The organism is Acinetobacter sp. YH12039 (genome assembly GCF_013420015.1).
Classification (GTDB): Bacteria; Pseudomonadota; Gammaproteobacteria; order Pseudomonadales; family Moraxellaceae; genus Acinetobacter; species Acinetobacter amyesii.
This window is the reverse complement of record NZ_VOZA01000042.1, coordinates 1-25,404: the sequence shown is the minus strand read 5'-3', so window position 1 is coordinate 25,404 and position 25,404 is coordinate 1. Positions and strand designations below refer to the sequence as shown.

Here is a 25,404-nt window from a genome sequence, read left to right as displayed (position 1 = left end):
CATGAAATACGGTATTCTGATGTGACAAAACCTGAATCCTGGTCGTTAAAGTGTTTGTTTGCACTCATATTTTAACTGTTAGGACTCAGGTTTTTTTATTTAAAGCAAACTATGGGACAGCAGTGGCTAAATGCCCCTTTTTTATACTCGATTATTGATGATTAGCTACTTCGGCCGAGCCGCAGGTTTCAGCTTAATTTGCATACTTTCTTTGATCACTTCCATCACAGGATAACTACGCGTTTCCTTGATACCAGGTAATTGCCAAAGCACCTGCCCTGAAATTTTTCTAAATTCTTCCATATTTGCGCAGCGTATTTTCACCACAAAATCAAAACCACCGCTGATCATGTGACATTCTACGATTTCTGGAATTTGACGCACTGCATCCGAAAAATCTTCCAATACATTGGGCGTGGTTTTATCTAGTAAAATCTCCACAAAAACCACAAATCCATTGTTGAGTAAGACCGGATTTAAACGTGCTTCATAGCCTAAAATAAAGCCCTCTTTCGATAATTTTTGCACACGTGCCAACGCCGCAGTGGGTGATAAATTCACCATTTCCGCAAGCTTAATATTGGACAATTTTCCGTCGTCTTGCAGCAGCTCTAAAATTCGAATATCTATACGGTCTAAGCTCAAATATGGGCCAGTCATCTGAATTTTTCTCTAAATATTATTAAAACTATAGTGAGTTATTCGCTAAATATTCTGTAATGATAAATTAAATAAAGGATCAAGCTCAAGATTTATTTGCTCGTCATAGAACTTTGACACGGAAAATTGAAACATGAATGGAAAAGTATTTGAAGTCACGGGAAGCGATGACTACATCACTGAATTTAAAGACAAGAATAGCTTTGAACAATCGATTAATACAGCATGGCGTCGTGCTGAAACTGAGTGCATTGAAAACTTATTAGCACACAGTGAAATCCCTTCCCCGATCAGCGATCAAATTCAACAATTGGCTTTTGACTTAGCCCATTCATTACGTGAACGTAAAAGCGGTACAGGTAAAGCAGGCATTGTACAAGGCTTGCTACAAGAGTTTTCATTGTCTTCTCAGGAAGGCATCGCTCTAATGTGTTTAGCTGAAGCGCTACTCCGTATTCCAGACAAAGCAACACGTGATTTACTAATCAAAGATAAAATCAACCAAGGTAACTGGAAAGATCATGTTGGCCAAAGTAGCCTCATGTTCGTAAATGCTGCTGCTTGGGGCTTAATGCTGACGGGTAAATTAATGGAAACCCCTCAACAAAAAAGTCTTTCTAGTCTATTGACGGGTATTTTAGCACGCAGTGGTCGTGGCATTATCCGTAAAGCTGTAGACGTGGCTATGCGTATGATGGGTGAACAGTTTGTTACAGGTGAAACCATCAATGAAGCGCTTAAACATGCAGAAGTTTTAGAAGACAAAGGCTTCCGCTATTCATATGACATGTTGGGTGAAGCAGCATTAACTGAACCTGATGCAGAACGTTATTATCAAGACTATACCGATGCGATCCACGCGATTGGTCAAGCCTCTGAAGGTAAGGATGTTTATAACGGCGCAGGTATTTCGATCAAATTGTCTGCCCTACACCCGCGCTATCAACGTTCACAGATCGACCGTGTGCATAACGAACTTTATGGCAAAGTGCTTGAACTTGCAGTATTAGCCAAGCATTACAATATTGGTCTAAACATTGATGCTGAAGAAACTGACCGCCTTGAAATTTCTTTGGAACTACTTGAGCGCCTATGTTTTGAGCCTAAATTAGCGGATTGGAAAGGCATTGGATTTGTGATTCAAGCCTACCAAAAACGCTGTTTCTATGTGGTCGACCATATTATTGACCTCGCTAAGCGTAGCCAAAAACGTTTAATGATCCGCTTAGTGAAAGGTGCATACTGGGACAGCGAAATTAAGAAAGCGCAAATTGAAGGTATGAGTGACTATCCTGTATTTACGCGCAAAGTTCATACCGACCTGTCTTATATTGCATGTGCTAAAAAGCTCTTGGCAGCGCCTGAGCAAATTTATCCTCAGTTTGCAACACACAATGCGCAAACTGTTGCTACGATCTACCAATTAGCACAGCCAGAGATTTACTATCCAGGCCAGTATGAATTCCAGTGCCTTCACGGCATGGGTGAACCCCTCTATGAACAAGTGGTGGGTTCAAAGTCTGACAACAAACTGGGTGTGCCATGTCGTATTTATGCACCAGTGGGTAACCATGAAACCTTATTGGCCTATTTGGTTCGACGTTTACTGGAAAATGGTGCGAATACCTCTTTCGTCAACCGTATTGCAGATAAAAACTTAAAAATTGAAGATTTAATTGAAAATCCAAGACAGACGATATTAGCGACGGCTGAAAAAGAAGGTATCACTGGCGCTAAGCATCCTTCTATCCCATTTCCGCAAGATTTGTATGGCACAGAACGTCGCAACTCAAAAGGACTCGATTTAGCCAATGATCGCGACTTATCTCAGCTCAATACCACGGCAGTACAGCATGCACATACCCAGTGGCATGCTAGTGCAATGGGCGCTAATTTAGAAGAAATTCATACTGCAAGTATCAACATTACAAACCCTGCAAACCATAGTGATGTGGTCGGCAGTGTCAGCGAAGCCAGCCTAGAACAAGCGGAAATCGCTCTCAATAATGCGGTAAATGCCCAAGCTTCATGGAAAACTTTAGACAAAGATCAGCGTGCAGCATGCTTAAACCGTGCAGCGGATTTGATGGAAGCACAATTGCAATCTCTGATGGTGTTATTGTCACGCGAAAGCGGTAAAACCTACGCCAATGCTATTGCTGAAGTCCGTGAAGCTGTAGATTTTCTACGTTATTATGCAGCTCAAATGATTGATCTAGCAGAAAATACGCATATTGAACCTCTTGGCACTGTGCTGTGCATTAGCCCATGGAACTTCCCGCTTGCTATTTTCACAGGTCAAATTGCGGCGGCCTTGGTTGCAGGTAATACCGTGATTGCCAAGCCTGCTGAACAAACACCGCTGATTGCTGCTCAAGCTGTACATATTTTATGGGAAGCAGGTGTTCCGTTTGATGTATTGCAACTCCTTCCTGGGCGTGGCGAAACCATTGGTGCCAAACTCAGTGCTGACTCACGTATCCAAGGCATCATGTTTACTGGCTCAACAGAAGTCGCACGTATCTTGCAAAAAACCGTGGCACAGCGCTTAAACCAATTTGGCGAAAGCGTGGTTTTGATTGCTGAAACTGGCGGTCAGAATGCCATGATTGTTGACTCATCTGCATTGACAGAACAAGTGGTATTGGATGTCGTTAACTCTGCTTATGACAGTGCTGGTCAACGCTGTTCTGCCCTGCGTATTCTCTGTGTGCAAGAAGATAATGTGGACGGTGTCCGTACCATGTTGCAAGGTGCGATGAAGCAACTTCGTGTCGGAAATCCTGCACTTTTAGCAACTGACATTGGCCCAGTGATCGACCTTGAAGCACAGCAAAATATTGAAAAACATATTGAGAAGATGCGTAGCAAAGGCTATCCAGTACATCAAATCATGTTTAATGCTGATAGCAATGCCTTAAGTACGGGTACTTTCGTTGCACCAACTTTGATTGAACTGCCAAATTTAAATGATTTAGAACGCGAAGTTTTTGGGCCAGTATTGCATTTAATCACCTACAAATATGGTGAGATTGAAAACCTATTAACGCAAATCAATGCCAAAGGTTATGGTTTAACCATGGGCTTGCATACACGTATTGATGACACGATTCAAAAAGTTATCGGTCATGCAGAAGTTGGCAACCTATACATTAACCGTAATATTGTAGGCGCTGTGGTTGGTGTACAACCTTTTGGCGGCGAGGGCTTATCAGGTACTGGTCCAAAAGCGGGCGGTCCTTTATATCTTTACCGTTTAATGCATCAAGTTTCTGAGAAAAAACTGGCTACACCTTATGCGGCTCAGGCAGAAACGCAAGCTGCACATTTCCCTGCATATGAGGCTTTTAACACTTGGGCGAAGCAGCATTTTTCAGGCATTGCTATTCAAGCACCGCAGGCCATAGCCGCTGGACAAAGTTTTGAGCTACAAGGCCCAACTGGTGAAAACAACCAATATGCCATTTTGGCACGTAAAGGTGTGCTTTCATTGGCTAATAATGATGCAGATCAACTGAATCAAATTGCTGCGATTTTATCGGTAGGTAGTCAGCCCGTCGTACTTGCAGACAATACTTTTGTGTTGAAACACTTAAATAGCATGCCAAAAATCCTCGTGGACCAATTTAAAGTGATCACTGATCTTTATCATGGTAATTTTGATGCGGTTTTACATCATGGTGAAAAAGCTGAGTTATTAAAAATTCAACAAGTCATCGCGTCTCGTAAAGGTGCAATTATTGGCATTACGCATTTAGCTTCAGGCCAATATGACATCCCTGTAGAACGTTTCGTGATTGAGCGTGCAATTAGTGTCAATACTGCAGCGGCTGGTGGTAATGCCAGCTTAATGACGATGAATTAAACATTCAAATGAACTCCAACTAATCAGTTCCTCACTTAGCTCAATCTTTATGAATGTTCCATAAAGATTGAGCATTTTTTTAACTTTCCCCTAGATGAATGAACTAATTTAAAGATTCAGACTCATTTTCTCGACAGATAAATACAGCCAAAAGTGGAATTAATTTAGTCTTATAAGGTGAATTTTGCTAACATGACTTTTTTTAATATGTTTGCGATTTTTTACTGCATATGACTTCAACTTATCAGCAACAACTTGATGCCAAAGTTGCCCGCATTACGGCTCAATTTTCAGAATACAACCCTCCCTCTTTAGAAGTTTTTCCTTCTGCTGAACAAAACTTTCGTATGCGAGCGGAATTCCGAATTTGGCATACTGAAAATGATATGTTCTATGCAATGTTTGAACGCAATGCAGACAATGAAAAACAAGTTGTAGAAATTAAAGATTTCCCGATTGCAGATAAAAGCATTAATGATTTAATGCCCGTATTATTAAATGAACTCAAGGCACAAGAGATCTTATCTAGCCGATTATTTGAGGTTCATTTCTTAGCAACGCTGAAAGGTGAAATGCTGGTTTCATTGGTTTACCGTTGCCCACTCAATGCTGAATGGGAAGTTGCTGCCAAAGCGCTGTCTGAAAAGCTCAATATCAAGATTTATGGTCGTAGTCGTGGTCAGCGCGTGATTTTAACTGATGACTATGTGGTTGAAGAACTCCAAGTATTTGACCGTAAATATCAGTATAAACAAATTGAAAGTAGCTTCACACAGCCAAATGCCGGCGTATGTCAAAAAATGCTGGAATGGGCGTGTCAGGTTGCGGATCACTCAGACAAAGACTTACTTGAGCTCTACTGTGGTAATGGTAATTTCACGCTGCCACTTTCTACACGCTTTAATCGCGTTTTGGCAACAGAATTAGCCAAGTCTTCAGTTTATGCAGCACAGTGGAATATTGAGCAAAATGGCATTGATAATATCCAAGTGGCTCGTCTATCAGCTGAAGAGTTTACCCAAGCCTACAATGCTGAACGTACATTCCGCCGCCTTGAAGAAGCTGAGATTGAAATTTCAAGCTATAACTTCGATACGGTATTTGTCGATCCACCGCGTGCAGGTATCGATGATGAAACACTAAAACTGTTGCAACGTTTTGAACGCATTATCTATATTTCATGCAACCCAGATACTTTACATGACAATCTTAAACTGCTTTCACAAACGCATAAAATCAGTAAATTTGCCTTGTTTGATCAATTCCCTTATACACACCATGTAGAGTCTGGTGTGTTTCTTGAGAAGATTTAAACAAATTATTTCAAGTCATGTTGTTGTCATAAAAGGAGCTTTCTAAAAGCTCCTTTTTTATATACTAAAAAAGCTTTATTTTCTCGCCACATGCGGTGTAATGGATGCCTTTTTATATCAATTAGGCAAAGATTCTAAAAGTCCAATCGAAAAAATGATGATTCAAGTGGCTAAAATTTCACTTTAGTAGTCTTGCTTTATTTATTGGATTGGTTATATTTCGTCCTATGTTAGGTCGCAAATGAAGGCTCTATGAGTTTTTGGCATAAGTTGTTCGCTAATGAACAGCAAAACGGGCATAAGAATCAAATTGCCTGTGTTGAAAATGATTGCTCTTGTAAAACCAATGAACAGCTTATTGCTGCTCTTACAAAGGCAACAGATGAAGATGTTATCCTCGGTATTAAAAAAGTGCTCGCTTCGCGCGGTTATAGCCGTAAGGAATTAAATGAAATCCAGCATCTACCTCTACAGTAGAGTCTGAACATTCAATGTTCAAACAAGGCATTCTGTTTTACAGAGTGCCTTTTTCATTTTTTAGTCTAATCAAAAGTATGCCGCTTATTTACAGATTAGGTTTTGTGGATTGGCCACATCGCTATTTACAGCTTTTATGCTATGCTCCAAGGCAACTCAGTGATGTCTAATTTTTAAACACACGACAATAAAACCTAATATTGCATCAAATATGATGCCGAAGACCTCTAAACAGCATTGATATAAAAACTAAAGGAATGAACATGAATAAATTAACAATTTGCCTAATCGCCTGCTGCATACTTAGTCTAAGTGCTTGTAGCCAAATTCCCAAAGAATGCGAAGAATCTTGGGATAAACTCGAAGCCTTATCGAAACAAATGGGCTTAAACGAAGAGCAAATCAAAGAACAGAAAAAACAGTTTGAAGAAAGTATCAAGCAACAATCTAAAGAACAAGCCATTCAAATGTGCCAAACCCAAAGTACCTTTTTAGGTTTAGTCGGCAAATAAACAGTAGTTGCTATCAATCTAAAGACTGTATACATGAAGCCCGACCATTCGGGCTTTTATTGTTTGCATTGAAATGCTGTTGTATACGCTACAATTGGCCCTAAAGCTTTCAAACTTGAATCATGTCTATTCAATGCTTGAATATCTGCACTAGACACAGATCCATCTAAATACAAGGCATTGTTAATCGATAATTGCTGCTTAAAATATTGTGCAAATGCATAAAACGACACGCCTTCACGACTGATCACAAAATACAACTTGCCGTTTTTGATCCCCACACCATTGCGGATTTTCAATGAATCTGACTGTGGGATAAAGTTTGAATTGATTTTTCCATCTACCACTAGCATCGGGCCTGACTGCGTCGCATAACGTGCATTAAAATTTGTGGAAGCATATTTTTGTGTAGTTAATATCACCGCTTGCTTGTCATTCCATGCTAGAACACCATTCGGCTGAATTAAGAAATTGCCAAAGCCTCGTGTTGCACGATTCAAGGCTTTTTTCTGCAGCCCATTTTCAACGTAAAGACCAACAGGCGCTAAATCTGCATGATACATCCCTGCATTCATTGCGAAGTTCATCGTATTACATTTACGCGCTAATGCCTGCTTTAAACGCTGTAAGTCTCGATATGGCTGCTGCTCTGCATTATATAAATAGAGCTTCAGTTGACTCAGATCCGAAATTTCAACCACATCCACGGCAATGGGCTGACTGACACGTTTCGCTTGAATATTGGCATAGGAAATAGTCGGTGAGAAAATCAGACCGAGCAGCATCATAAAGCGCATTTTTTTAAACATTGAGGTTGATTGAACACCAAGCATGACCCTATCCATAGCGTGCGTTAAAAATCGAACAAATTTTAGCTAAATCATCGCTAAAATAGTCGATTAATTCACAGATTAAAAGTAGACTAATCTTTAAAAATAATTCGGATTTAAAGTAGGACTGGTAAATTCATGCACGTGCAGAAAGATGGTTTTCCTCTTGGAACACATCTTATTGTTAAACACTTCGGTTATAGCCATCATGGCATATATGCCGGCCGCGGTAGAGTCATTCACTACTCTGGTTTTGCACACCTTTTCAAAAAACATCCAATTGAAATGACTTCGATCGAAAAATTCAGCCACGGCAAAAAAATTATCGTTCAGTCATATAGCAATCCAAAATTTAAAGGTCGTAAAGTGGTGCGTCGTATGCGCTCTCGCATGCATGAAAACAACTATCATCTGATTATTAATAACTGTGAACACTTATGCACATGGGCTATTACCGGCGTTGAAAGTAGTCCTCAAGTGTTCCGTATGATGAACCGACTCACCACGATTGGCTATGTCAGTTCTCTGATGAGTTTTATGAGCAGTATGATGCTGACCGTGACCACTACTTGCTTTGCACTGGTGTTCTATATCAAAAAGAAACTGCGCGAAAAAGCCAAAATGCAGATGCCGGTTTATACCTATTTAAAGCGTGAAGAACATAAAAATCGTTAATTCACTGCAGCAGCATTGAACCGTGGCTTTATCAAATTTCAATACATCAGCACATTGCTTAGAAATACTGCGCTAATACACAAGCTTTTCCTTACGGCGTATCAGATGTCATGCTTAATTTTGGTCACTCTTCACATTGCTAAAAGTTCGCATTGCTAAAAGGTGGAAATTTATCTTCAACCAAATTGCTTTGCAGGCCATGTTCTAAATAAATTTTGGCTGCATCCAAAACCGTTGTAAAACCACCTGTACTATCGATAATAAAATCAATTAATGCCTGACCTTGCAGAGGAATCTTTGAATTTTTGATACGAACGTAGGTTTCCATCGGGCTAATCTGCTCAAAAATAAAATCGACTTGAGTTTTTGGTTCTCCCCACTGTATTTGAATTAATTTGTTTTCCTTAATACTCAGCACGTCTACATCGGCGACTGCATTATATTTCTGCCAAGTCCATTGCACGGTTTTACCTTCTTCTAGATAGCCACTCGATGCACTAAACCAAAAATGCTGTGTTATTAAAGGATCAACAAAAGCATTAAATACGATATTGATGGACTTACGAATTAACATCTGGGTTTCAATCACGACACTCATCAGCATTCCTACAGTATTTTAATTTTATTCAGTGATAGCACAGAGAACTGATCATTGCCTACCACTGAATTGTTATTGCCCTATTATGCTGTATGTTCTGTAATAAATGCTGATGTCACTAGCGTGGGATTCTTCTCTGTAAATTGCCCATTCCAATAGGGATAGTATGGATAAGGTGGATACACTGCACTGACTGCGTCTAATCGGGCTAACTGCTCTACGCTTAACGACCAATCTTTCGCCGCAAGGTTATCCAACAGTTGCTGTTCATTACGTGCGCCTATCAAAATGCTAGAAACTGTCGGTCTGGTTTTCAGCCAATTCAATGCAATCTGCGGGATAGAGTGCCCTGTTTCCATGGCGATTTCTTGCATTACATCTAACACTGCAAATAACTTTTCGTGTTGAACTTGTGGTGCGAATTGTGCTGTCTCATGTAGTCGACTTTGCTTTGGAATCGCATGCTCACGATCAAATTTTCCTGTTAATCTCCCCCAGCCTAGCGGACTCCATACCACTGCACCAATCTGTTGATCATGCTGCGCAGGCATCAACTCCCATTCATAGTCACGTCCAATCAAAGAATAATAGACTTGATGCACACTTAGCTTTTCATAGCCCTGCTGTTGGGCAATCGACTGAGCTTTCATGAGCTGCCAGCCTGAAAAATTCGACGCACCGATATAGCGAACTTTTCCACTACGTACCAAGTCATCCAAACTGCGCATCAGCTGCTCAAGTGGCGTCGTGCTATCAAACTGATGTAGTTGCAGCACATCAATATAATCTGTGCCTAAACGCTTTAAACTCGCCTCCACAGCTTGTATTAAATAGCTTCTAGAATATCCACCTTGATTGATTCCATCGTTCAATCGGATACCCACTTTGCTGGAAATAATCACCTCTTGGCGTTTTGATTGAAGTAATGCACCGAGCATCTGCTCTGAGGCACCATTTGAGTAAGCATCTGCGGTATCGAAATAATTCACGCCTTGATCAATACACAGATCAATCATACGTTGGGCATCATTTAAACTCGATTGCCCCCATGCAGAGAAAATAGGGCCTTGCCCGCCAAATGTACCTGCACCAAAGCCGAACTCTGAAACTTGTAAGCCAGATTGCCCTAGATTGTGATAGTTCATGGTGATTTCCTGTGTTTAATTTATACACAGAATAGGCACAGATATTTATCAGAAAAACCCTGAATATCGAGAAAGACTTTCTTGATTATATTGATAATGCTAACTGAAGATTTCGACTTATTCACACGAATGGCGGCACTGGGTTCAATCAGTCAAGCTGCCAAAGAAGCCAATCTCTCTGTTTCTGTCGCTAGTAGCCGTCTACACAGACTTGAACAAAGTTTAGGGCTGCGCTTATTTCATCGCACTACACGGCAACTACATTTAACACAGGAGGGTGCTGTTTTATTGCAGCAAGGTTTTCCCTTACTCGAACAATTTAATTCTCTGCTAGGCCAATTTCAGCCTGAACCACAACAACTTAGTGGGGTATTAAAAATCACCTGTTCAGAAGTTTTTGGAAATCGTATCTTAGGGCCAGTATTTGCAGCCTTTGCCAAGTTGCATCCAACATTGACTTTGGATATTGAACAGACCGATCAAAATTTAGATTTGGTCTCCGCAGGTATCGACGTTGCGATACGTATTGGACAGTTAGAAGACTCATCACTGATTGCTAAACCGCTCAGCTTAAACCGTCGTATTTTGTGTGCCTCGCCTAGCTATATCGAACAACATGGCGAACCTCACTCCCTAGAAGAGCTCTCTATACACCAATGCATTTTACAGAAATACCCTAAGGGTGTTTCGCAGCTTTGGACATTCGTCCAAGATCAACACAACATAAATATACCTGTTTCAGGACAAGTTCATATCAACTCAGGTGAAGGCGTACGCCAAGCAGCACTTGCAGGTTTAGGCATTTCGAACCACTCCATCTGGCATGTGGATGAAGATTTACAATCTGGCCAGCTCATCCAAGTTCTACCCAAGATCCCTGTTCAAAGTACTGCAATCTATGTGGTAATTCCGCATCGACATTTTGTTCCGCCTAAAGTACAGGCTTTTATGCGACACTTGGACGATTATTTTCAGCATCAATATGCTTGGTACGTATCGCCGAATTTATCTGAAAATTAGGCCAAGAATTTATCTTAAATTACTGTTAAAAGTCTTAATCAGCGGCGGAAGTTCAACTTCTAAGCTGCTATACATTTCACGCTCAATGTTTCGTACAATCGAGTCCAGCGGTAAATCATTTTCCTGCAAGCCAAAAGGCTCTTCTAGCTCTGCACTTAACGCATCCAAACCTAAAAATAAATATGCAATCAAAGCCACAATAACAGGTGTCCAAATCCCTAAACTGGCCTCTAGGCTAAACGGCAAAATCAGACAAAATGAATACACCGCGCGATGTAAAAGCACCGAATAGGAAAATGGTAGTGGCGTGGTCATAATACGGTCACAGCCTGCATGGATATCACCCATTGCTACAGTATGACGTGTAAGCGTGCTGTAAATAATATCTGTAATCTGACCTTGTTTATAGGTTTTGACTAAATCTTTTTGAATAATTTCAAGTAAATACTGTGGTGCGTTGATATTGTCTCGGCATTGCTGCCATTGCTGCTCCGTTAAATCTACACCATCTTTAAAATGTACAATATCTTGTGATTCATGGCGTAAACGATCACGTAATAAGTTGCAAAACAGCATGATACGGTACATCAACACGGTTCTTTGCTCATCTTCAAGGACATGGCTATCACGAATCATGTGGCGTGTATTGGCAATCAATGAGCCCCAAAGCTTGCGACCTTCCCACCAGCGGTCATAACAGGCAGTATTTCGAAAGCTCAAAAAAATCGACAGAATTACCCCAAAGATAGTAAACCCGATGGCTGGAACTTCGGGCGTATTCAGGTAGTGTGCAGCGCTAAGATACACCAAAATCGCCGACAAACTCACGACGACAGCCAACGCAGGCATGACTTTTGGGAGTATCGTGCCATGCCATGCAAATAAAAGTTTAAAGCTATTATTTTTATTTCGAATGATCACTTATTTCCCCTCTGTACTGCCTTAATGAACCATCTCAACAATGAAAAAAGCCCAACCGAAGTTGAGCTTAATCTTAACCTACTTGATCTTAACCTATTGAGGATTCAAAGATGAATCCCTTTAAAAACTAAGATTTTATTTACCCGGTTTAAAACTGTCTTTCAAATCTAAGATGCGGTTAAACACTGGTTTTTCAGCTGTATGATCAAACTGATCTGCAACAAAGTAACCTTCACGTTCAAATTGGAAACGATCTTCAGGTTTTGCTTCTGCCAATGCAGGCTCAATGACCGCTTGAACCACTTTAAGTGATTCTGGATTTAAGTTTGCAAGGAAGTCATCACCCACTTCAGGGTCTGATTCAGTGAATAAACGGTCGTAGATACGAACTTCCGCAGCAATACCCTTGCTTGCAGAAACCCAATGTACAACGCCCTTCACCTTACGGCCTTCGGGGTTTTTACCTAAAGTTTCAGGGTCAATTGAACATTTCAATTCAACCACTTCACCGTTCTCGTCTTTAATCACTTCATCGCACTTAATCACATACGCATGACGTAAACGCACTTCACCGCCCGGAATCAGACGTTTAAAGCCTTTAGGTGCAACTTCTTCAAAGTCTTTACGATCAATGTAAATGTCTTGAGTCAACGGAATGATACGGTCACCCATGTCAACGTTTGGATGACGTGCATGTACCAAATCCATTGCTTCAGGCAAGTTAGTTAAAGTCACTTTGAGTGGATTCAACACTGCCATACCACGCGAAGCAGTATTTTCTAAAGACTGACGGATGCAGTATTCAAGCATTGCAACATCCACGATACTGCCATCGACTTTTGTTACACCGACACGTTTACAGAAGTCACGCAGACCTTCTGGAGTAAAGCCGCGACGGCGCATACCTACAACGGTCGGCATACGCGGGTCATCCCAACCATTCACAAAACCACCTTCAACCAATTTACGTAATTTACGCTTAGAGGTAATGGTGTAATCCACATTTAAGCGGCTTGATTCGTACTGACGTGGTACAGATGGTGATTTAACTTTTTCTACAACCCAGTCATAGAATGGACGGTGATCAACAAACTCAAGTGTACACAGTGAATGCGTAACTCCTTCAATGGCATCTGATAATGGATGCGCATAATCGTACATTGGGTACATTTTCCATTTATCACCAGTTTGGTGATGTTCAGAATGCAAAATACGATACAAAATAGGATCACGCATATGAATGTTAGGTGAAGTCATGTCAATTTTGGCACGTAGTACTGCCTGACCTTCTCCCAACTCACCATTACGCATTTGTTCAAAACGCGCTAAGTTTTCTTCTACGCTAGCATCACGTTGCGGTGAGTTTTTACCCGGCTCAACAAAATTACCACGGTTTAGTTTGATTTCTTCAGGGCTTTGCAAATCCACATAGGCATCACCTTGTTCAATCAATTGAACTGCCCAAGTGTAAAGCTGATCAAAATAGCTCGATGCATAACGTGGCTCGCCGTTCCATTCAAAACCTAGCCATTTCACGTCATTGGCAATACCGTCTACATACTCTTGTTCTTCGGCATCAGGGTTTGTATCGTCGAAACGGAGGTTACATAGACCTGCGAATTCTTGAGCAATACCAAAGTTCAAACAAATGGCTTTTACATGACCAATATGTAGGTAGCCGTTTGGCTCTGGTGGAAAACGTGTTACAACTTGTTCTGTACGACCTGCAGATAAATCATCTGTAATAACTTGACGTACAAAATCTAAGCCTGGCTGTTGTTCCTGCTGCGCAGCTTCGACAGGGGCATTGTTCTTGGTTGTCGGATTGTTAGGCAGGGATGAAACAACATCGTTTGGCTTCATGGTAATAAAATCACTTCTATAAAGATAAAATTAGGATAATTAAAACGCTTTTCTTTATTTTTAACAAAGAAAGTAACGTTTTTACTTGCCTTGTAGTTTACAGTTTGCTTATGCTTCTCACAACCAAAAAACCCATGGCTTTCATGTCCATGTACAGGAGATTACACAATGAGTTTTCCTCAAGTCGAATTAAACACCAATAAAGGTCGTATTGTTCTTGAGCTTAACACTGAAAAAGCACCTAAAACTGCTGAAAACTTCTTACAGTATGTTCGCGATGGTTTCTATGACGGCGTGATTTTCCACCGTGTTATTGATGGTTTCATGATCCAAGGCGGCGGCATGGATGAAAACTTCAAAGAAAAAACAACTCGTGATTCTATTGAAAACGAAGCTGACAACGGTTTAAGCAATGATGTTGGTACGATCGCTATGGCACGTACTCAAGCACCTCACTCTGCTTCAGCTCAATTCTTCATTAACGTGAAAAACAACTCTTTCCTTAATCACACTGGTAAAACAGCGCAAGGTTGGGGCTATGCAGTATTTGGTAAAGTAGTTGAAGGTCTTGACGTTGTTGACGCAATCAAAAGCGTTCGTACTGGTAACCGTGGCTACCACGCAGACGTTCCTCTAGAGAACGTTGTAATCGAATCAGCTAAAATCATTTCTGAATAATTTTTAAATTCTCCCTGAGTAGCATTGCTGCGCAAGTCCCTTTAATAAAGGAGGGAGTTTCAATATGAAATAAATGTCGGAACTCCTCCCTTTTCCAAAGGGAGGCTGGGAGGGATTTTTAGAATAAGGAAAAGATTCGTGACCTATCTGTTTATCGCTGATTTACATTTGTCACCTGAACACCCTCGACTCGTTCGGGGGTTTTTAGCTTTGTTAGAACAATACAAAACTCAAAATACCCAGCTGTATATTTTAGGTGATTGGTTTAATGCTTGGATTGGTGATGACTTTACTGCCCCATGGTTAGACGAAATCATTGCAGCGCTTAAAGATTTTACTGCTTTGGGAAATCAAATTTATTTCCAAGTAGGTAATCGTGACTTTGCATTGGGTCAAAAGTTTTTAGATAAATTTCACGGTCAATTATTACAAGACGTTGATTATCTCCACATTAGCAACTATAAAATTCGCCTCGAACATGGCGATTTACTTTGCACCGATGATGTGTCTTACCAAAAGTTTCGTAAAGTGATTCGTAATCCGTTCCTTTTAGGTTTCTTAAAAAGCTTACCGCTTAGCATTCGACAAAAAATCGCCAATGGTTTCCGCAAAAAAAGTACTGAAACCAAGCAAGTTAAATCCTATGACATTATGGATGTAAATGCCGAAGCTGTAGAAAAGGCTTTAGAGCAAGCCGATCTACTGATTCATGGACATACCCACCGCCCCCAAATACATGATGTGCACGGCAAATCACGTATCGTTTTAGGGGACTGGCGTGCAGAACAAGCTCAAATATTAGAGTTTAATGAAAACCCATCTGTAAGTGATTTAAAATTAAAAATCTGGTCTTACTAGTCTATAGCTTTCTAATCGTTAGCCTATAGAAAAATTTACCATCATATCTGATTTAATGTACGTATCCAGACCATGCCAACGTAGACTTTTAATTAAGCAAAAAAAAACAGCAGATGATCTGCTGTTTTTTGCTTTTAGGCTAAGCGATATAGCTGGTTTGGGCCAGTATAGAAGCTTTTGCCATCTAGATTCAGGTTAAAGGTCTCGCCTGTTTCTAATTCAATCATTTGCCCAACATCAACCCAAATTAAACCAGCATTGGTATTTTGTTGACGTTTTAAAGGCACCAATTTCACATTAATTTCATCGCCATTTACGGCTTTGGCAGTTTGCCAAGTATTTAAAATATTCAAAAGATTTACTCAACATGTGAGCTTTTTGTGACAGAACAAAGAGATTAATCAATCGGGTTTGGAATAATAATTCTGTAGTTACAAAGATATGATTCAAGTCAGAAGCTTGAATACAGATAAATCACAATCAGCTAAATAAAAAAGATAAGCAGGAACATTACCCGCTTCGAGTTAAGCAGAAGTATACAATATTGCGCTTTGATTAGCAAAAGTAGGACTGACATATATTCTAAGTGGCTACTTTTGCTTAAATTATTGAATTAATTTTTTAACCATCAAGTAAATTAATTACCTACACAGTGAATAATATAACCAAGGCTTTACCACTTAGTAACCACCTTCTGTTATCGTCACTTGAGTATCGGTTTTATACTTCGATAAAAGCTCTCGTAACGAATTCATGAGCACACTGGTATCGACACCCACAGCAACAAATTCTGTGCCTAACTCGATATACTTCTGAGTCGCATCATGTTGTGTCGACAAAATACCTGCTGCTTTTCCAGCCTTACGTATACGCTGAATCGCATCAATCACGGTTTTTTGTACTTCAGGATGGTTCGGATTCCCCTGATAACCCATCGTCGCTGACAAATCCACCGCACCAATAAATACCCCATCGATGCCTTCAATTTTCAGTATTTCATCTAAGTTTTTAATCCCCTCTACCGACTCAATCTGAATCAGTAAACAGATATTTTCATGTGCCGTTGCATAGTAGTCAGGGATACTGTTCCAACGTGTTGCACGTGCTAATGCTGCACCAACGCCTCGAATACCCTCGGGTGGATAACGTACTGCCTTAACCATAAGTTGAGCTTGTTCAACAGTTTCAACCATAGGTATCAGCAAGGTTTGCGCACCAATATCCAACAGTTGTTTAATCAGTTGCACACTACCAATTGGAGGTCGAACTACGGCTTGCGAAGGATATGCAGCAATACTTTGCAATTGCGATAATGTCGTCCGCAAGTCACTTGGGGCATGCTCGCCATCAATCAGCAACCAGTCATAACCTGCATTTGCAGCTATTTCAGTCCCATAAGCATCGGCTAAACCGACCCACAAACCAATCTGCTGTTCGGTTTTTAATTTTTTCTTGAAATGATTGGTGTAATCCATCGCTGCTGTCTCATGCTTAAACTATGATTAACTACAATTGATTAAACGCCTTTTGGCAAAAACTACCAATAGCATTTATCTATCTTATGATTTTATATAACTCTAATTCGCACTTCATACAGCTTAAATCTGTTAATTTTTAGCCAATGAGTACAGCATATACGACTAAGATCTATCTTTGGAAAATTTTCTCCTTAGACCATTTGGCCATTTATCCGCTAAACTACAGCAAACTATATCTGGAGATATTCGATGGATCTGTTAAACGTATCAAAACAACGCTATACCACGAAAGCATATAATCCTGCTAAAAAAATTCCACAGGAACAATTTGAGCGTTTATTACAAATACTCCGTTTAACACCATCTTCCATTAATATTCAGCCTTGGCATTTTTTTATTGCAGATCATGATGCAGCCAAACAACGCATTGCCAAAGCCTTAGTAGGAAAATATGCCTACAATGCCCCAAAAGTTTTAGATTCATCACATACGATTTTATTCTGTACTAAAGCAGACATCACTGCAGAGCATTTAGATAATCTTTTAAATCAGGATGATCGTAGTGGTCGCTTTAAAGATGACAAAGCCAAACAAGGTCAAAAAGACAGCCGTACAGGTTATGTCGATTATTATCGTAATGAAAAAGGTGATATTCAACGTTGGGCTGAAAACCAAACATTTATTGCTTTAGGTCAAATGCTTTTGGCAGCAGGCATTGAAGGTGTGGATGCAACACCGATTGGTGGATTTGACGAAGCGATCATCACTGAAGAATTGGGCTTAGTTGAACAAAACTTGATTCCTTCTGTACTGATGACTTTAGGCTATCGTAGCGAAAATGATTTCAATGCGAAATTACCTAAATCACGTCTGAATGCTGAAGAAATTTTTACACACCTCTAAGCTTTCCATAAAACCGACGTAAGGGGCAATTTTGCCTCTTTTTTGTCATTTCGGGACTTATTATTTAAACAATTATCGAGTATATTCTGCTCAAAATATACTCAGGTTTCTCCCTATGCCTACAGCTATAAAATTACCTATGAAATTTCATTGCGAAGCGTGCAATACGGTTTATTTACAAAAATATGCGGGCGATATGCTCCATAGCTATCCAAACTGCCCAAACTGTAAACAACCGGGTCAGTTACAAGGCACCATTGAAACTCAAGATTTTCTGAAGCACCCTGTTGCTGTGGGTAAATGTTATTTTGAAAATACCTTACAACGTTTTCAACAACTCACACGTTAAGTAAACATCTAAAACTAAAAGCCCTCAATACGAGGGCTTTTTTAATAACGACATATTTAGTAACAATGTGAGAAAATATAATATTTATAAATTGGTCTGAACTTTGCTGAATAATTTGAATCAGAACAACAAATCAAGCAGAGGTGGGACATGTCATATTTACTACAAATGCCGATGAAGTTTGAATGCAGTCATTGCCATCAAATGTATCTACATACTTATCAATATACTGATCATCACTGCCCTGAGTGTCCAACCTGTCGAGATCAAGGACTGCTCATGGGCGTGGCTGAATGGGATGATTTGCTACAACACCCGATCGTTTTTGCTAAAAATTATCTTAGACATACATGGCATATGCTAAGCAAACCACACTCATGATCCCTGCAATCAAACCAAAGACGGTTGCGACTCTCAATTTTTCTTTAAAGATGATGAGGCCCGCAACCACACCTAAAACCACGACCAAAATATTCATTCCAGCAAACACGATTGCAGGTGTGTCTTTAAGCAACATGTGGGCTTTCACATACAGTGCGATATTGGCAAAGTTTAAGAGACCTAAGCCCAATCCAGCGAGGATATTTTTGGTCTGCCCCAAACTGCCGTGCTGTACGATGTTATAAATGCTCGAAAGTAAAAATGCACAAATAAACACCAAATTTAAAGTCACCGCAAACTGCATGCCCAAACCTGAGGCAAATTTTAATAGCACATCAATCAGTGCATAGCCTGCCCAAACGCTTAATAAAAATAAAATCCCCTGCTTTCCATCAATGCTTCCCTTGCGCTGTGAAAATAAAATCAGTAATACCGCAAGTACACCAAGTGCAATACCAATGAGCTTAATGGCATTAAAATATTCACTGAAAATAAAATAGGCTGCGCTAAGAGAAAGTACAACAGATAAGCGCTGAGCCAATTCGGTTTTTAAAATACCTGCTGTTTGCAGTGAACGTGCTAAACAATAAAAAATCGTCGGCAGTAATACACCCAAAGCCGCAATTAAAACCCATGGTGTTTTATTAATCGAAATATGAGCTAGATCCGGCTGAAACCATAGAAAACATAAAATACTCGCAGATGCATAATTCCATGTGATCATTTGTGCAGGGTTAAAACCCCGATCACGACATAGTTTTAGAATTACTGAAACGAGAACACTGCAAATCGCGGCAGCAAAGATCAATTCCATGACACGCTCTTATTCTTGAGTTGTATTTAAAGCAATTTTTCTAAGTTCAAATCAAAGAAAAGCCCACTTAATTGTGGGCTTTTCTTCAAAAATAATCTATCTCAAGACAAATTATTTATAGTGACTCACCATTTTCTCTAAAGAAATTGGACGAATCTTGTCAGCATTACCCGCTGTACCAAATGCTTCATAACGATCGATACATATTTGTTTCATCGCATCAACAGTTGCAGAGAAGAATTTACGTGGGTCAAATTCAGCTGGTTTTTCAGCCATCATACGGCGCATAGCACCTGTAGATGCAAGACGTAAGTCAGTATCGATGTTAATTTTACGAACACCGTGTTTGATTGCGTCTACAAGTTGGTCTACTGGAACACCATAAGTTTCGCCGATGTTACCACCGAATTCATTAATTACAGCTAACCATTCTTGTGGCACAGAGCTTGAACCGTGCATTACAAGATGCGTATTTGGTAACGCAGCGTGAATTTCTTTAATACGGTCAATCGCTAAGATGTCACCTGTAGGTGGGCGAGTAAATTTGTACGCACCGTGTGAAGTACCCACTGCAATTGCAAGTGCGTCAACATTGGTATCAGCTACAAATGAACGCGCTTCTTCAACTGAAGTTAAAAGCTGAGAATGATCAAGTACGCCTTCAGCGCCTACACCATCTTCTTCACCAGCCATACCAGTTTCAAGGCTACCTAAACAACCGATTTCGCCTTCTACTGAAACGCCACACGCATGTGCCATTTGAACAGTACGACGAGTCACGTCTACGTTGTATTCGTATGAAGTTGGCGTTTTACCGTCTTCACCTAAAGAACCGTCCATCATCACTGATGAGAAGCCAAGTTGAATAGAACGTTGACATACATCAGGGCTAGTACCATGGTCTTGGTGCATAACCACAGGAATATGTGGCCATTCTTCGATTGCTGCCAAAATCAAATGACGCAAGAACGGAGCGCCTGCATACTTACGTGCACCCGCAGATGCTTGTACAATTACAGGTGAATTTGTTGCATCTGCTGCAAGCATAATTGCACGCATTTGTTCTAAGTTGTTTACGTTGAATGCTGGTACGCCGTAAGCATGTTCGCCGGCGTGATCCAAGAGCTGGCGCAATGAAATAAGAGCCATAATATCCTCCCAGGTAATGCCGCATATTCTACATGCTCAATCATTTCAATTCAGCAACAAATAACACTATTTAAAAAAAAATCCCTGCATTTGCAGGGACTTTTTAAATAAAGACAACAATCTTAGTGAGCTGCTGTTGCTGAAGCGGCTGTTTCAGCGTCAGCTGTTGCTTCGTCTGCAGGTGCATTTGCAATTTCAGCAGGAACATCTTGGTTCTTTTCATCCAATACTGGCTTATCAAGTTCATCAATGGCTTTTTGTTGTTCTGGCGTTGTTTGAGCATTGTCTACGGCAACAGCAGATGCTTCTGATTCCGTTGGTGCAGACTCTTTTTTAGCACAAGCTGTCAAAGTTAATGGTGCGATTAAAAGTACAGCAAGTGCAAGTTTTAAGTTCATCGTTGTTTCCTACTACTGCAAATTAGGTGTTGCGATGAATTTTATTGCAGAAATATTGCACTTTGATGACGGCAAAATGAATGGGCGATAAAAAAGGCTGACCGAAGCCAACCTTTTTTAATACTGTACTATCTTATTAATAATACTAAATTAAGCACGGTCAAGAAGCGCTGCTACAGCAGGAAGAGTTTTACCTTCAACGAATTCAAGGAAAGCACCACCACCAGTCGAGATGTAACCAATATTGTCTGCAACTTCATATTTATCAATTGCAGCAAGCGTGTCACCACCACCCGCGATCGAGAAGCCTTCAGATTCAGCAATCGCTAAAGACAATGCTTTAGTGCCTTCGCCGAATTGATCAACTTCAAACACACCTACTGGACCATTCCATAGAATAGTTTTTGAAGTTTTCAAAATCTCAGCAAATGCTTTTGCAGTTTCAGGACCTACATCCAAAATCATATCGTTGTCTGTTACATCTTCAACTTTTTTCACAACAGCTTTTGCAGCAGCTAATGAACCGAGGAAGTCTGCAAAATCAATTTCAGCAGCATCAGCAACAACCACATCTGTTGGAAGTGGTACAGATACTTTTGCTGCAATGGCTTTTGCTGTGTCGATCAAGTCATTTTCACAAAGTGATTTACCAACATTGAAGCCTGCAGCAGCTAAGAATGTATTAGCAATACCACCACCCACGATCAATTGATCACAGATGTCAGATAGTGAAGTTAATACATCTAATTTAGTAGAAACTTTTGAGCCTGCAACAATCGCAACCATTGGTTTTGCAGGAGTTTTAAGTGCACGGCCTAGTGCATCAAGCTCAGCAGCAAGTAAAGGACCTGCAGCAGCCACTTTTGCACAACGTGCTACACCTTCAGTCGATGCTTCTGCACGGTGAGCCGTACCAAATGCATCCATTACGTAAACATCACAAAGTGCTGCGTATTTAGCAGATAATTCAGGATTGTTTTTCTTTTCACCTACATTGAAACGGCAGTTTTCAAGTAAAACCACTTGACCTGGCACAACGTCAACACCATCCAAATAGTCAGTGATCAATTGAACATCTTGACCCAAAGCTTCTGTTAAATAAGCGGCTACAGGTGCTAGAGACTGTTCTGCTTTAGGCTCACCTTCAACAGGACGACCTAAGTGTGAATACACCATTACAGCAGCACCTTTTTCTAAAGCTGCTTTAATTGTTGGCAACGCCGCACGTAAACGCGCATCGCTTGTAATCACGCCATTTTTAACTGGTACGTTAAGATCTTCACGGATCAGAACACGTTTACCCGCCAAATCTAGGTCAGTCATACGCTGAAAGTTCATGCATTACTCTCTTTTATTGATATCAAAACGCGACGATTTTAAATGATTATGCAGAAAAACGTTAGCTTCTTTTGCAGAAAAGCTATGTAGAGCCAAAGTTTTGTTATGATAGCGAAAAGCCTTATAAAGATTCAGCGCTTATGTCGATTCATCCAGACCCAAATATTAATCGTTTAAATGTTTTAGGCGAACCCTTGGCAAGCTGTTGTTTTGATCCGATTACCGGATATTTTAGAAATGGCTTTTGCCATACAGCAACAACAGACCTTGGTCAGCATACGATGTGTGCACAAATGACATCTGAATTTTTAAACTTTTCCCAAAAAGTTGGCAATGACCTAATCACACCCTTACCCGAAGTTGGTTTTCCAGGACTACAACCTGGAGACTTCTGGTGTATCTGTGTGACTCGCTGGGTGGAAGCGTATCAAGAAGGATTTGCCCCACCTATTAAAATACAAGCGTGTCACCAAGCGGCGCTGTCTTATGTGCCGCTTGATGTACTTATGGAATATGCAGTGTAATGAGTACTCCCAAAATCATTTTGGCTTCTAGCAGCCAAACCCGTAAAGACCTGATGGACCGTTTACGGATTGATTACCACTCAATCGTACCAGATATAGACGAAACACCTCGCGGTGAAAACCACGCCGATGAGTTAGCAAAGCGACTGGCATTTGAAAAAGCTTCTGCGATTGCAAACCAACACCCAGACGCAATTGTGATTGGTTCTGACCAAGTCGCATGGCGCGAAGGCGCACCAGATATTTTTATTGGTAAACCGCTTTGCGATGAAAAAGCCGTTAAGCAGCTTCAAGCCAACTCTGACAAAATCGTTTATTTCAGTACTGCACTCAGTGTCCAACAAAAATCGATAGGTTTTGAACAAACCCTTGTCGAGCACTATAAAGTGAAATTTCGCAAACTAAGCTTGCCTGAAATTGAACGTTATGTTCAGGTTGAACAACCGTTACACTGCGCTGGCAGTTTTAAATGTGAAAGTTTAGGGATTAGCTTATTTGAAGAAATGATCGGGCAAGACCAAACTACACTCATGGGTATGCCGATGATTAAACTCTGCAATATTTTGCGTGAGCTTAAGATCTTAGTCCCATAATTTTAAAATCTTTATCTGTTACAGCATAATAAACCACATCATTAGCTCTTTATGGGCTAATGATTAAAAAGTCACTTACTTATTTATTACAACCAAGAACTGAAAACATGAAAAAGTTTAATTTACTTTCATCTAGCCTCATTAGCATTAGCCTTCTATTTTGTTCGACAAACGGTCATACCAATACAGTGAATCAAACTATGACCAACTCTCAGCAATACAATAAAAACTTAGTCAATGAATGGGTTCAATATAAATTTATCTATGCTGAATTAGAACAACAAGGCGCTGCAATGTAGGAGCAAATCATTCAACAACTAGGCACTAAAACCAAAACCGGTGGGAGTAACTCACCAGAACAACAAATCAATAAACTGGTTGCTCTAGGCAAACAAAAATTTGAAAGCATTCAACCACAAACAGTTGAAGTGAAAAAACTTCTAAAACTACAAACCGAAAACGTTGAAATGATGGCAAAAGTCATGCCGAATCATTTCAAATTAATGTCTGATAAAGAAAATACTAAAATTGACACCAATGCACATTTTGAGCAATTCATGAAATTTTCAGCGACTACGGCTGCTGCCAATAGCTATGATTTGGAAGTTGAAAAATTAGTCATGCAATATCTCAAAGACAATCCTTTAAAATAGTCTCAAGCTAATCGCAATAATTTAATGAAATAGAGCCTTGCTAAAAACAGGAATCTCAAGGGACAATATATCCATTGAAATTGTATGTATTTAGCTATGGCTCATTCTCTTGACATCCTCGGCGGCATCAGCGCTGAACAATTCCTTGCCGAATATTGGCAAAAAAAACCATTATTGGTTCGTAATGCACTCCCTGAAATTACCCAAATACTTGAACCGAAAGATGTTCTTGAATTGGCTTTAGAAGATAACGTCACTGCACGTCTCATCAAACAAAAAGATCGTGATCCTAACCAATGGACAGTAAAATCTTCTCCACTACTTAAAGCCGATTTTCAAAAAATGCCGAAACTGTGGACTTTATTGGTTCAAGCTGTCGATCATTATTCTTTTGACCTAGCCGAGCTATGGAAGCAGTTTTCATTTATTCCGCAATGGCGTCGTGATGACATCATGGTGTCGTATGCACAAAAAGGTGGCTCTGTCGGGCAACATTTTGATTTTTACGATGTATTCCTCGTACAAGGCTATGGTCACCGCCGTTGGCAATTGGGTCAGATGTGTGATGCAGATACTTCATTTGTCGAAGGTCAACCGCTTCGCTTACTGCCAGAAATGGACGTTCATTTTGATGAAGTACTTGCTCCCGGCGACTTACTTTATGTGCCACCAGGCCTATCACACTATGGCGTAGCTGAAGATGAATGTCTGACGTATTCATTTGGCTTCCGCATGCCAAATGTCACTGAAATGATGGATCGAGTGACAGACAAATTCACAGACAATCCCCTACTTAAAAATCCATTAACTGACATTTTACGTGACCAAATCAGTGCGATCGGCCAAGTGACTGAAAATGAACTTGAGTATTTAAAAGAAAAGTTATTTGAACAATTGCAAAATTCAACCGTACTTGAAGATGCAATCATGAGCTTAATGTCAGAACCTAAATATCCTGACAATATTCCTGAAGCCGAAGAAATCGGCACTGGTGATCTTGAAGAGGCCTTAGATCAAGGCTATCAACTCATGTTAGAACCGGCTTCACGCTTACTATATACAGAGCAAGACGGTGATATTTTGTTTTGGGCAAATGGCGAAGGAATCTGTATCTCAGACGAATTTGCAGTGCATTTAAAAACCATTGCCGATGGCCAAAGTCTAGCGCTAGACGAATCTTTATATGATGCTGATATCTTAGAAGATATTGCCATGTTATTAAATGAATCTGTGCTGATGCTCGTCCCAACAGAAGCTGAATAAACTCAATAAAAAGGGAGCGTCATGCTCACTGCTGTCCCACAATTTTTCACAAGAGGAAGCTCATTTGAGCTTCCTCTTGTTTTATGGGTATTTTATCGGGTGAAAATAAAGCTTTTAAAGTTCTTCTTTCAAACAAATTCACTTGA

Annotated in this window: 27 protein-coding genes; 15 read left to right on the top strand and 12 right to left on the bottom strand. The window is 40.2% G+C overall.

The features are described 5' to 3' along the window. Window positions 1-165 precede the first annotated feature (165 nt). Window positions 166-660: an Lrp/AsnC ligand binding domain-containing protein gene (locus FTT98_RS14130; protein ID WP_180041592.1), complete on the bottom strand. Its 495-nt coding sequence runs from the start codon at window positions 658-660 to the stop codon at window positions 166-168. A 133-nt stretch (window positions 661-793) separates the two neighbouring features. Between FTT98_RS14130 and putA the strand changes: the two genes are divergently transcribed. The 4 genes from putA to FTT98_RS14110 all read left to right on the top strand — a co-directional run bounded on the left by putA (window position 794) and on the right by FTT98_RS14110 (window position 6,827). Further along, window positions 794-4,525 (top strand): trifunctional transcriptional regulator/proline dehydrogenase/L-glutamate gamma-semialdehyde dehydrogenase, encoded by a 3,732-nt coding sequence (gene putA, locus FTT98_RS14125; protein ID WP_180041591.1) that lies wholly within the window; start codon window positions 794-796, stop codon window positions 4,523-4,525. Window positions 4,526-4,755: 230 nt separating this feature from the next. Continuing rightward, the gene (gene trmA, locus FTT98_RS14120) at window positions 4,756-5,838 is read left to right on the top strand and encodes a tRNA (uridine(54)-C5)-methyltransferase TrmA (protein ID WP_078193491.1); all 1,083 of its coding nucleotides are present in this window, start codon (window positions 4,756-4,758) and stop codon (window positions 5,836-5,838) included. Between the two features lie 252 nt (window positions 5,839-6,090). Next, window positions 6,091-6,315 (top strand): hypothetical protein, encoded by a 225-nt coding sequence (locus tag FTT98_RS14115; protein ID WP_168378613.1) that lies wholly within the window; start codon window positions 6,091-6,093, stop codon window positions 6,313-6,315. A gap of 263 nt (window positions 6,316-6,578) precedes the next feature. Next, window positions 6,579-6,827: a hypothetical protein gene (locus FTT98_RS14110; protein WP_180041590.1), complete on the top strand. Its 249-nt coding sequence runs from the start codon at window positions 6,579-6,581 to the stop codon at window positions 6,825-6,827. A gap of 56 nt (window positions 6,828-6,883) precedes the next feature. Here FTT98_RS14110 and FTT98_RS14105 read toward each other — a convergent pair whose 3' ends face one another. Beyond that, window positions 6,884-7,660: a phosphodiester glycosidase family protein gene (locus FTT98_RS14105; RefSeq protein WP_257220784.1), complete on the bottom strand. Its 777-nt coding sequence runs from the start codon at window positions 7,658-7,660 to the stop codon at window positions 6,884-6,886. Window positions 7,661-7,795: 135 nt separating this feature from the next. Here FTT98_RS14105 and FTT98_RS14100 point away from each other — a divergent pair, with 135 nt between their 5' ends. Beyond that, complete coding sequence (locus tag FTT98_RS14100) at window positions 7,796-8,332, top strand: lecithin retinol acyltransferase family protein (protein WP_078193494.1); 537 nt, start codon at window positions 7,796-7,798, stop codon at window positions 8,330-8,332. Between the two features lie 139 nt (window positions 8,333-8,471). Here the strand turns inward: FTT98_RS14100 and FTT98_RS14095 are convergent, their stop codons facing one another. After that, the gene (locus FTT98_RS14095) at window positions 8,472-8,930 is read right to left on the bottom strand and encodes an SRPBCC domain-containing protein (protein ID WP_372491103.1); all 459 of its coding nucleotides are present in this window, start codon (window positions 8,928-8,930) and stop codon (window positions 8,472-8,474) included. Window positions 8,931-9,013: 83 nt separating this feature from the next. Next, entirely contained in the window at window positions 9,014-10,075 is a 1,062-nt protein-coding gene (locus FTT98_RS14090; protein ID WP_180041589.1) for an aldo/keto reductase, read from the bottom strand. Window positions 10,076-10,171: 96 nt separating this feature from the next. Here FTT98_RS14090 and FTT98_RS14085 point away from each other — a divergent pair, with 96 nt between their 5' ends. Continuing rightward, window positions 10,172-11,095: a LysR family transcriptional regulator gene (locus tag FTT98_RS14085; RefSeq protein WP_180041588.1), complete on the top strand. Its 924-nt coding sequence runs from the start codon at window positions 10,172-10,174 to the stop codon at window positions 11,093-11,095. 9 nt (window positions 11,096-11,104) lie between these two features. Here FTT98_RS14085 and FTT98_RS14080 read toward each other — a convergent pair whose 3' ends face one another. Continuing rightward, window positions 11,105-12,016, bottom strand: coding sequence for a bestrophin family protein (locus FTT98_RS14080; RefSeq protein ID WP_180041587.1), 912 nt, complete (start codon window positions 12,014-12,016; stop codon window positions 11,105-11,107). 135 nt (window positions 12,017-12,151) lie between these two features. Continuing rightward, a complete protein-coding gene (locus FTT98_RS14075) occupies window positions 12,152-13,879 on the bottom strand; it encodes a glutamine--tRNA ligase/YqeY domain fusion protein (protein ID WP_180004641.1) in 1,728 nt (575 codons plus the stop codon). A 168-nt stretch (window positions 13,880-14,047) separates the two neighbouring features. Here FTT98_RS14075 and FTT98_RS14070 point away from each other — a divergent pair, with 168 nt between their 5' ends. Both FTT98_RS14070 and FTT98_RS14065 read left to right on the top strand, forming a co-directional pair. Beyond that, the gene (locus FTT98_RS14070; RefSeq protein ID WP_078193500.1) at window positions 14,048-14,557 is read left to right on the top strand and encodes a peptidylprolyl isomerase; all 510 of its coding nucleotides are present in this window, start codon (window positions 14,048-14,050) and stop codon (window positions 14,555-14,557) included. 138 nt (window positions 14,558-14,695) lie between these two features. After that, window positions 14,696-15,415: a UDP-2,3-diacylglucosamine diphosphatase gene (locus FTT98_RS14065; RefSeq protein WP_180041586.1), complete on the top strand. Its 720-nt coding sequence runs from the start codon at window positions 14,696-14,698 to the stop codon at window positions 15,413-15,415. Window positions 15,416-15,549: 134 nt separating this feature from the next. Here FTT98_RS14065 and FTT98_RS14060 read toward each other — a convergent pair whose 3' ends face one another. After that, window positions 15,550-15,768 carry a transposase gene (locus tag FTT98_RS14060; protein WP_111883736.1) on the bottom strand — a complete coding sequence of 73 codons (219 nt, stop codon included), beginning with the start codon at window positions 15,766-15,768 and terminating at the stop codon, window positions 15,550-15,552. A 327-nt stretch (window positions 15,769-16,095) separates the two neighbouring features. Further along, window positions 16,096-16,890 carry a 4-hydroxy-2-oxoheptanedioate aldolase gene (gene hpaI, locus FTT98_RS14055; RefSeq protein WP_180041585.1) on the bottom strand — a complete coding sequence of 265 codons (795 nt, stop codon included), beginning with the start codon at window positions 16,888-16,890 and terminating at the stop codon, window positions 16,096-16,098. A 252-nt stretch (window positions 16,891-17,142) separates the two neighbouring features. On the opposite strand from hpaI, the gene nfsB reads away from it, so the two are divergent. Together nfsB and FTT98_RS14045 are read left to right on the top strand one after the other, a co-directional pair. After that, entirely contained in the window at window positions 17,143-17,796 is a 654-nt protein-coding gene (nfsB, locus tag FTT98_RS14050) for an oxygen-insensitive NAD(P)H nitroreductase (RefSeq protein WP_111883737.1), read from the top strand. Between the two features lie 115 nt (window positions 17,797-17,911). Further along, the gene (locus tag FTT98_RS14045) at window positions 17,912-18,145 is read left to right on the top strand and encodes a hypothetical protein (RefSeq protein WP_078188692.1); all 234 of its coding nucleotides are present in this window, start codon (window positions 17,912-17,914) and stop codon (window positions 18,143-18,145) included. A 340-nt stretch (window positions 18,146-18,485) separates the two neighbouring features. On the opposite strand, the gene FTT98_RS14040 is transcribed toward FTT98_RS14045, so the two are convergent. From FTT98_RS14040 to FTT98_RS14025, 4 genes are all read right to left on the bottom strand, one after another. Further along, a complete protein-coding gene (locus FTT98_RS14040) occupies window positions 18,486-19,340 on the bottom strand; it encodes an EamA family transporter (RefSeq protein WP_180041584.1) in 855 nt (284 codons plus the stop codon). A 111-nt stretch (window positions 19,341-19,451) separates the two neighbouring features. Continuing rightward, window positions 19,452-20,489 (bottom strand): class II fructose-bisphosphate aldolase, encoded by a 1,038-nt coding sequence (gene fba / locus FTT98_RS14035; protein ID WP_078193509.1) that lies wholly within the window; start codon window positions 20,487-20,489, stop codon window positions 19,452-19,454. Between the two features lie 122 nt (window positions 20,490-20,611). Then, window positions 20,612-20,887, bottom strand: coding sequence for a hypothetical protein (locus tag FTT98_RS14030; RefSeq protein WP_180034801.1), 276 nt, complete (start codon window positions 20,885-20,887; stop codon window positions 20,612-20,614). Window positions 20,888-21,037: 150 nt separating this feature from the next. Continuing rightward, window positions 21,038-22,225 carry a phosphoglycerate kinase gene (locus tag FTT98_RS14025; protein WP_078193511.1) on the bottom strand — a complete coding sequence of 396 codons (1,188 nt, stop codon included), beginning with the start codon at window positions 22,223-22,225 and terminating at the stop codon, window positions 21,038-21,040. A gap of 140 nt (window positions 22,226-22,365) precedes the next feature. Here FTT98_RS14025 and FTT98_RS14020 point away from each other — a divergent pair, with 140 nt between their 5' ends. The 5 genes from FTT98_RS14020 (at window position 22,366) to FTT98_RS14000 (ending at window position 25,258) form a co-directional block, all read left to right on the top strand. Further along, complete coding sequence (locus FTT98_RS14020; protein ID WP_078188698.1) at window positions 22,366-22,749, top strand: DUF2237 family protein; 384 nt, start codon at window positions 22,366-22,368, stop codon at window positions 22,747-22,749. Then, the gene (locus FTT98_RS14015) at window positions 22,749-23,342 is read left to right on the top strand and encodes a nucleoside triphosphate pyrophosphatase (protein ID WP_168379679.1); all 594 of its coding nucleotides are present in this window, start codon (window positions 22,749-22,751) and stop codon (window positions 23,340-23,342) included. Before FTT98_RS14020 ends, FTT98_RS14015 begins: the two co-directional genes overlap by 1 nt. Before the next feature lie 107 nt (window positions 23,343-23,449). After that, complete coding sequence (locus FTT98_RS14010; RefSeq protein ID WP_180041583.1) at window positions 23,450-23,641, top strand: hypothetical protein; 192 nt, start codon at window positions 23,450-23,452, stop codon at window positions 23,639-23,641. Between the two features lie 129 nt (window positions 23,642-23,770). After that, the gene (locus tag FTT98_RS14005; protein WP_180041582.1) at window positions 23,771-23,995 is read left to right on the top strand and encodes a hypothetical protein; all 225 of its coding nucleotides are present in this window, start codon (window positions 23,771-23,773) and stop codon (window positions 23,993-23,995) included. 96 nt (window positions 23,996-24,091) lie between these two features. Beyond that, on the top strand, window positions 24,092-25,258 hold the full coding sequence (locus FTT98_RS14000; RefSeq protein WP_180041581.1) for a cupin domain-containing protein: 1,167 nt from the start codon (window positions 24,092-24,094) through the stop codon (window positions 25,256-25,258). Window positions 25,259-25,404: the final 146 nt, after the last annotated feature.

Coding starts and splice junctions, on each gene's coding strand:
- FTT98_RS14130 (WP_180041592.1), bottom strand. CDS start 660: ATGACTGGCCCATATTTGAGCTTAGACCGTATAGATATTCGAATTTTA.
- putA (WP_180041591.1), top strand. CDS start 794: ATGAATGGAAAAGTATTTGAAGTCACGGGAAGCGATGACTACATCACT.
- trmA (WP_078193491.1), top strand. CDS start 4,756: ATGACTTCAACTTATCAGCAACAACTTGATGCCAAAGTTGCCCGCATT.
- FTT98_RS14115 (WP_168378613.1), top strand. CDS start 6,091: ATGAGTTTTTGGCATAAGTTGTTCGCTAATGAACAGCAAAACGGGCAT.
- FTT98_RS14110 (WP_180041590.1), top strand. CDS start 6,579: ATGAATAAATTAACAATTTGCCTAATCGCCTGCTGCATACTTAGTCTA.
- FTT98_RS14105 (WP_257220784.1), bottom strand. CDS start 7,660: ATGCTTGGTGTTCAATCAACCTCAATGTTTAAAAAAATGCGCTTTATG.
- FTT98_RS14100 (WP_078193494.1), top strand. CDS start 7,796: ATGCACGTGCAGAAAGATGGTTTTCCTCTTGGAACACATCTTATTGTT.
- FTT98_RS14095 (WP_372491103.1), bottom strand. CDS start 8,930: ATGAGTGTCGTGATTGAAACCCAGATGTTAATTCGTAAGTCCATCAAT.
- FTT98_RS14090 (WP_180041589.1), bottom strand. CDS start 10,075: ATGAACTATCACAATCTAGGGCAATCTGGCTTACAAGTTTCAGAGTTC.
- FTT98_RS14085 (WP_180041588.1), top strand. CDS start 10,172: ATGCTAACTGAAGATTTCGACTTATTCACACGAATGGCGGCACTGGGT.
- FTT98_RS14075 (WP_180004641.1), bottom strand. CDS start 13,879: ATGAAGCCAAACGATGTTGTTTCATCCCTGCCTAACAATCCGACAACC.
- FTT98_RS14070 (WP_078193500.1), top strand. CDS start 14,048: ATGAGTTTTCCTCAAGTCGAATTAAACACCAATAAAGGTCGTATTGTT.
- hpaI (WP_180041585.1), bottom strand. CDS start 16,890: ATGGATTACACCAATCATTTCAAGAAAAAATTAAAAACCGAACAGCAG.
- nfsB (WP_111883737.1), top strand. CDS start 17,143: ATGGATCTGTTAAACGTATCAAAACAACGCTATACCACGAAAGCATAT.
- FTT98_RS14045 (WP_078188692.1), top strand. CDS start 17,912: ATGCCTACAGCTATAAAATTACCTATGAAATTTCATTGCGAAGCGTGC.
- FTT98_RS14040 (WP_180041584.1), bottom strand. CDS start 19,340: ATGGAATTGATCTTTGCTGCCGCGATTTGCAGTGTTCTCGTTTCAGTA.
- fba (WP_078193509.1), bottom strand. CDS start 20,489: ATGGCTCTTATTTCATTGCGCCAGCTCTTGGATCACGCCGGCGAACAT.
- FTT98_RS14030 (WP_180034801.1), bottom strand. CDS start 20,887: ATGAACTTAAAACTTGCACTTGCTGTACTTTTAATCGCACCATTAACT.
- FTT98_RS14025 (WP_078193511.1), bottom strand. CDS start 22,225: ATGAACTTTCAGCGTATGACTGACCTAGATTTGGCGGGTAAACGTGTT.
- FTT98_RS14020 (WP_078188698.1), top strand. CDS start 22,366: ATGTCGATTCATCCAGACCCAAATATTAATCGTTTAAATGTTTTAGGC.
- FTT98_RS14015 (WP_168379679.1), top strand. CDS start 22,749: ATGAGTACTCCCAAAATCATTTTGGCTTCTAGCAGCCAAACCCGTAAA.
- FTT98_RS14010 (WP_180041583.1), top strand. CDS start 23,450: ATGAAAAAGTTTAATTTACTTTCATCTAGCCTCATTAGCATTAGCCTT.
- FTT98_RS14000 (WP_180041581.1), top strand. CDS start 24,092: ATGGCTCATTCTCTTGACATCCTCGGCGGCATCAGCGCTGAACAATTC.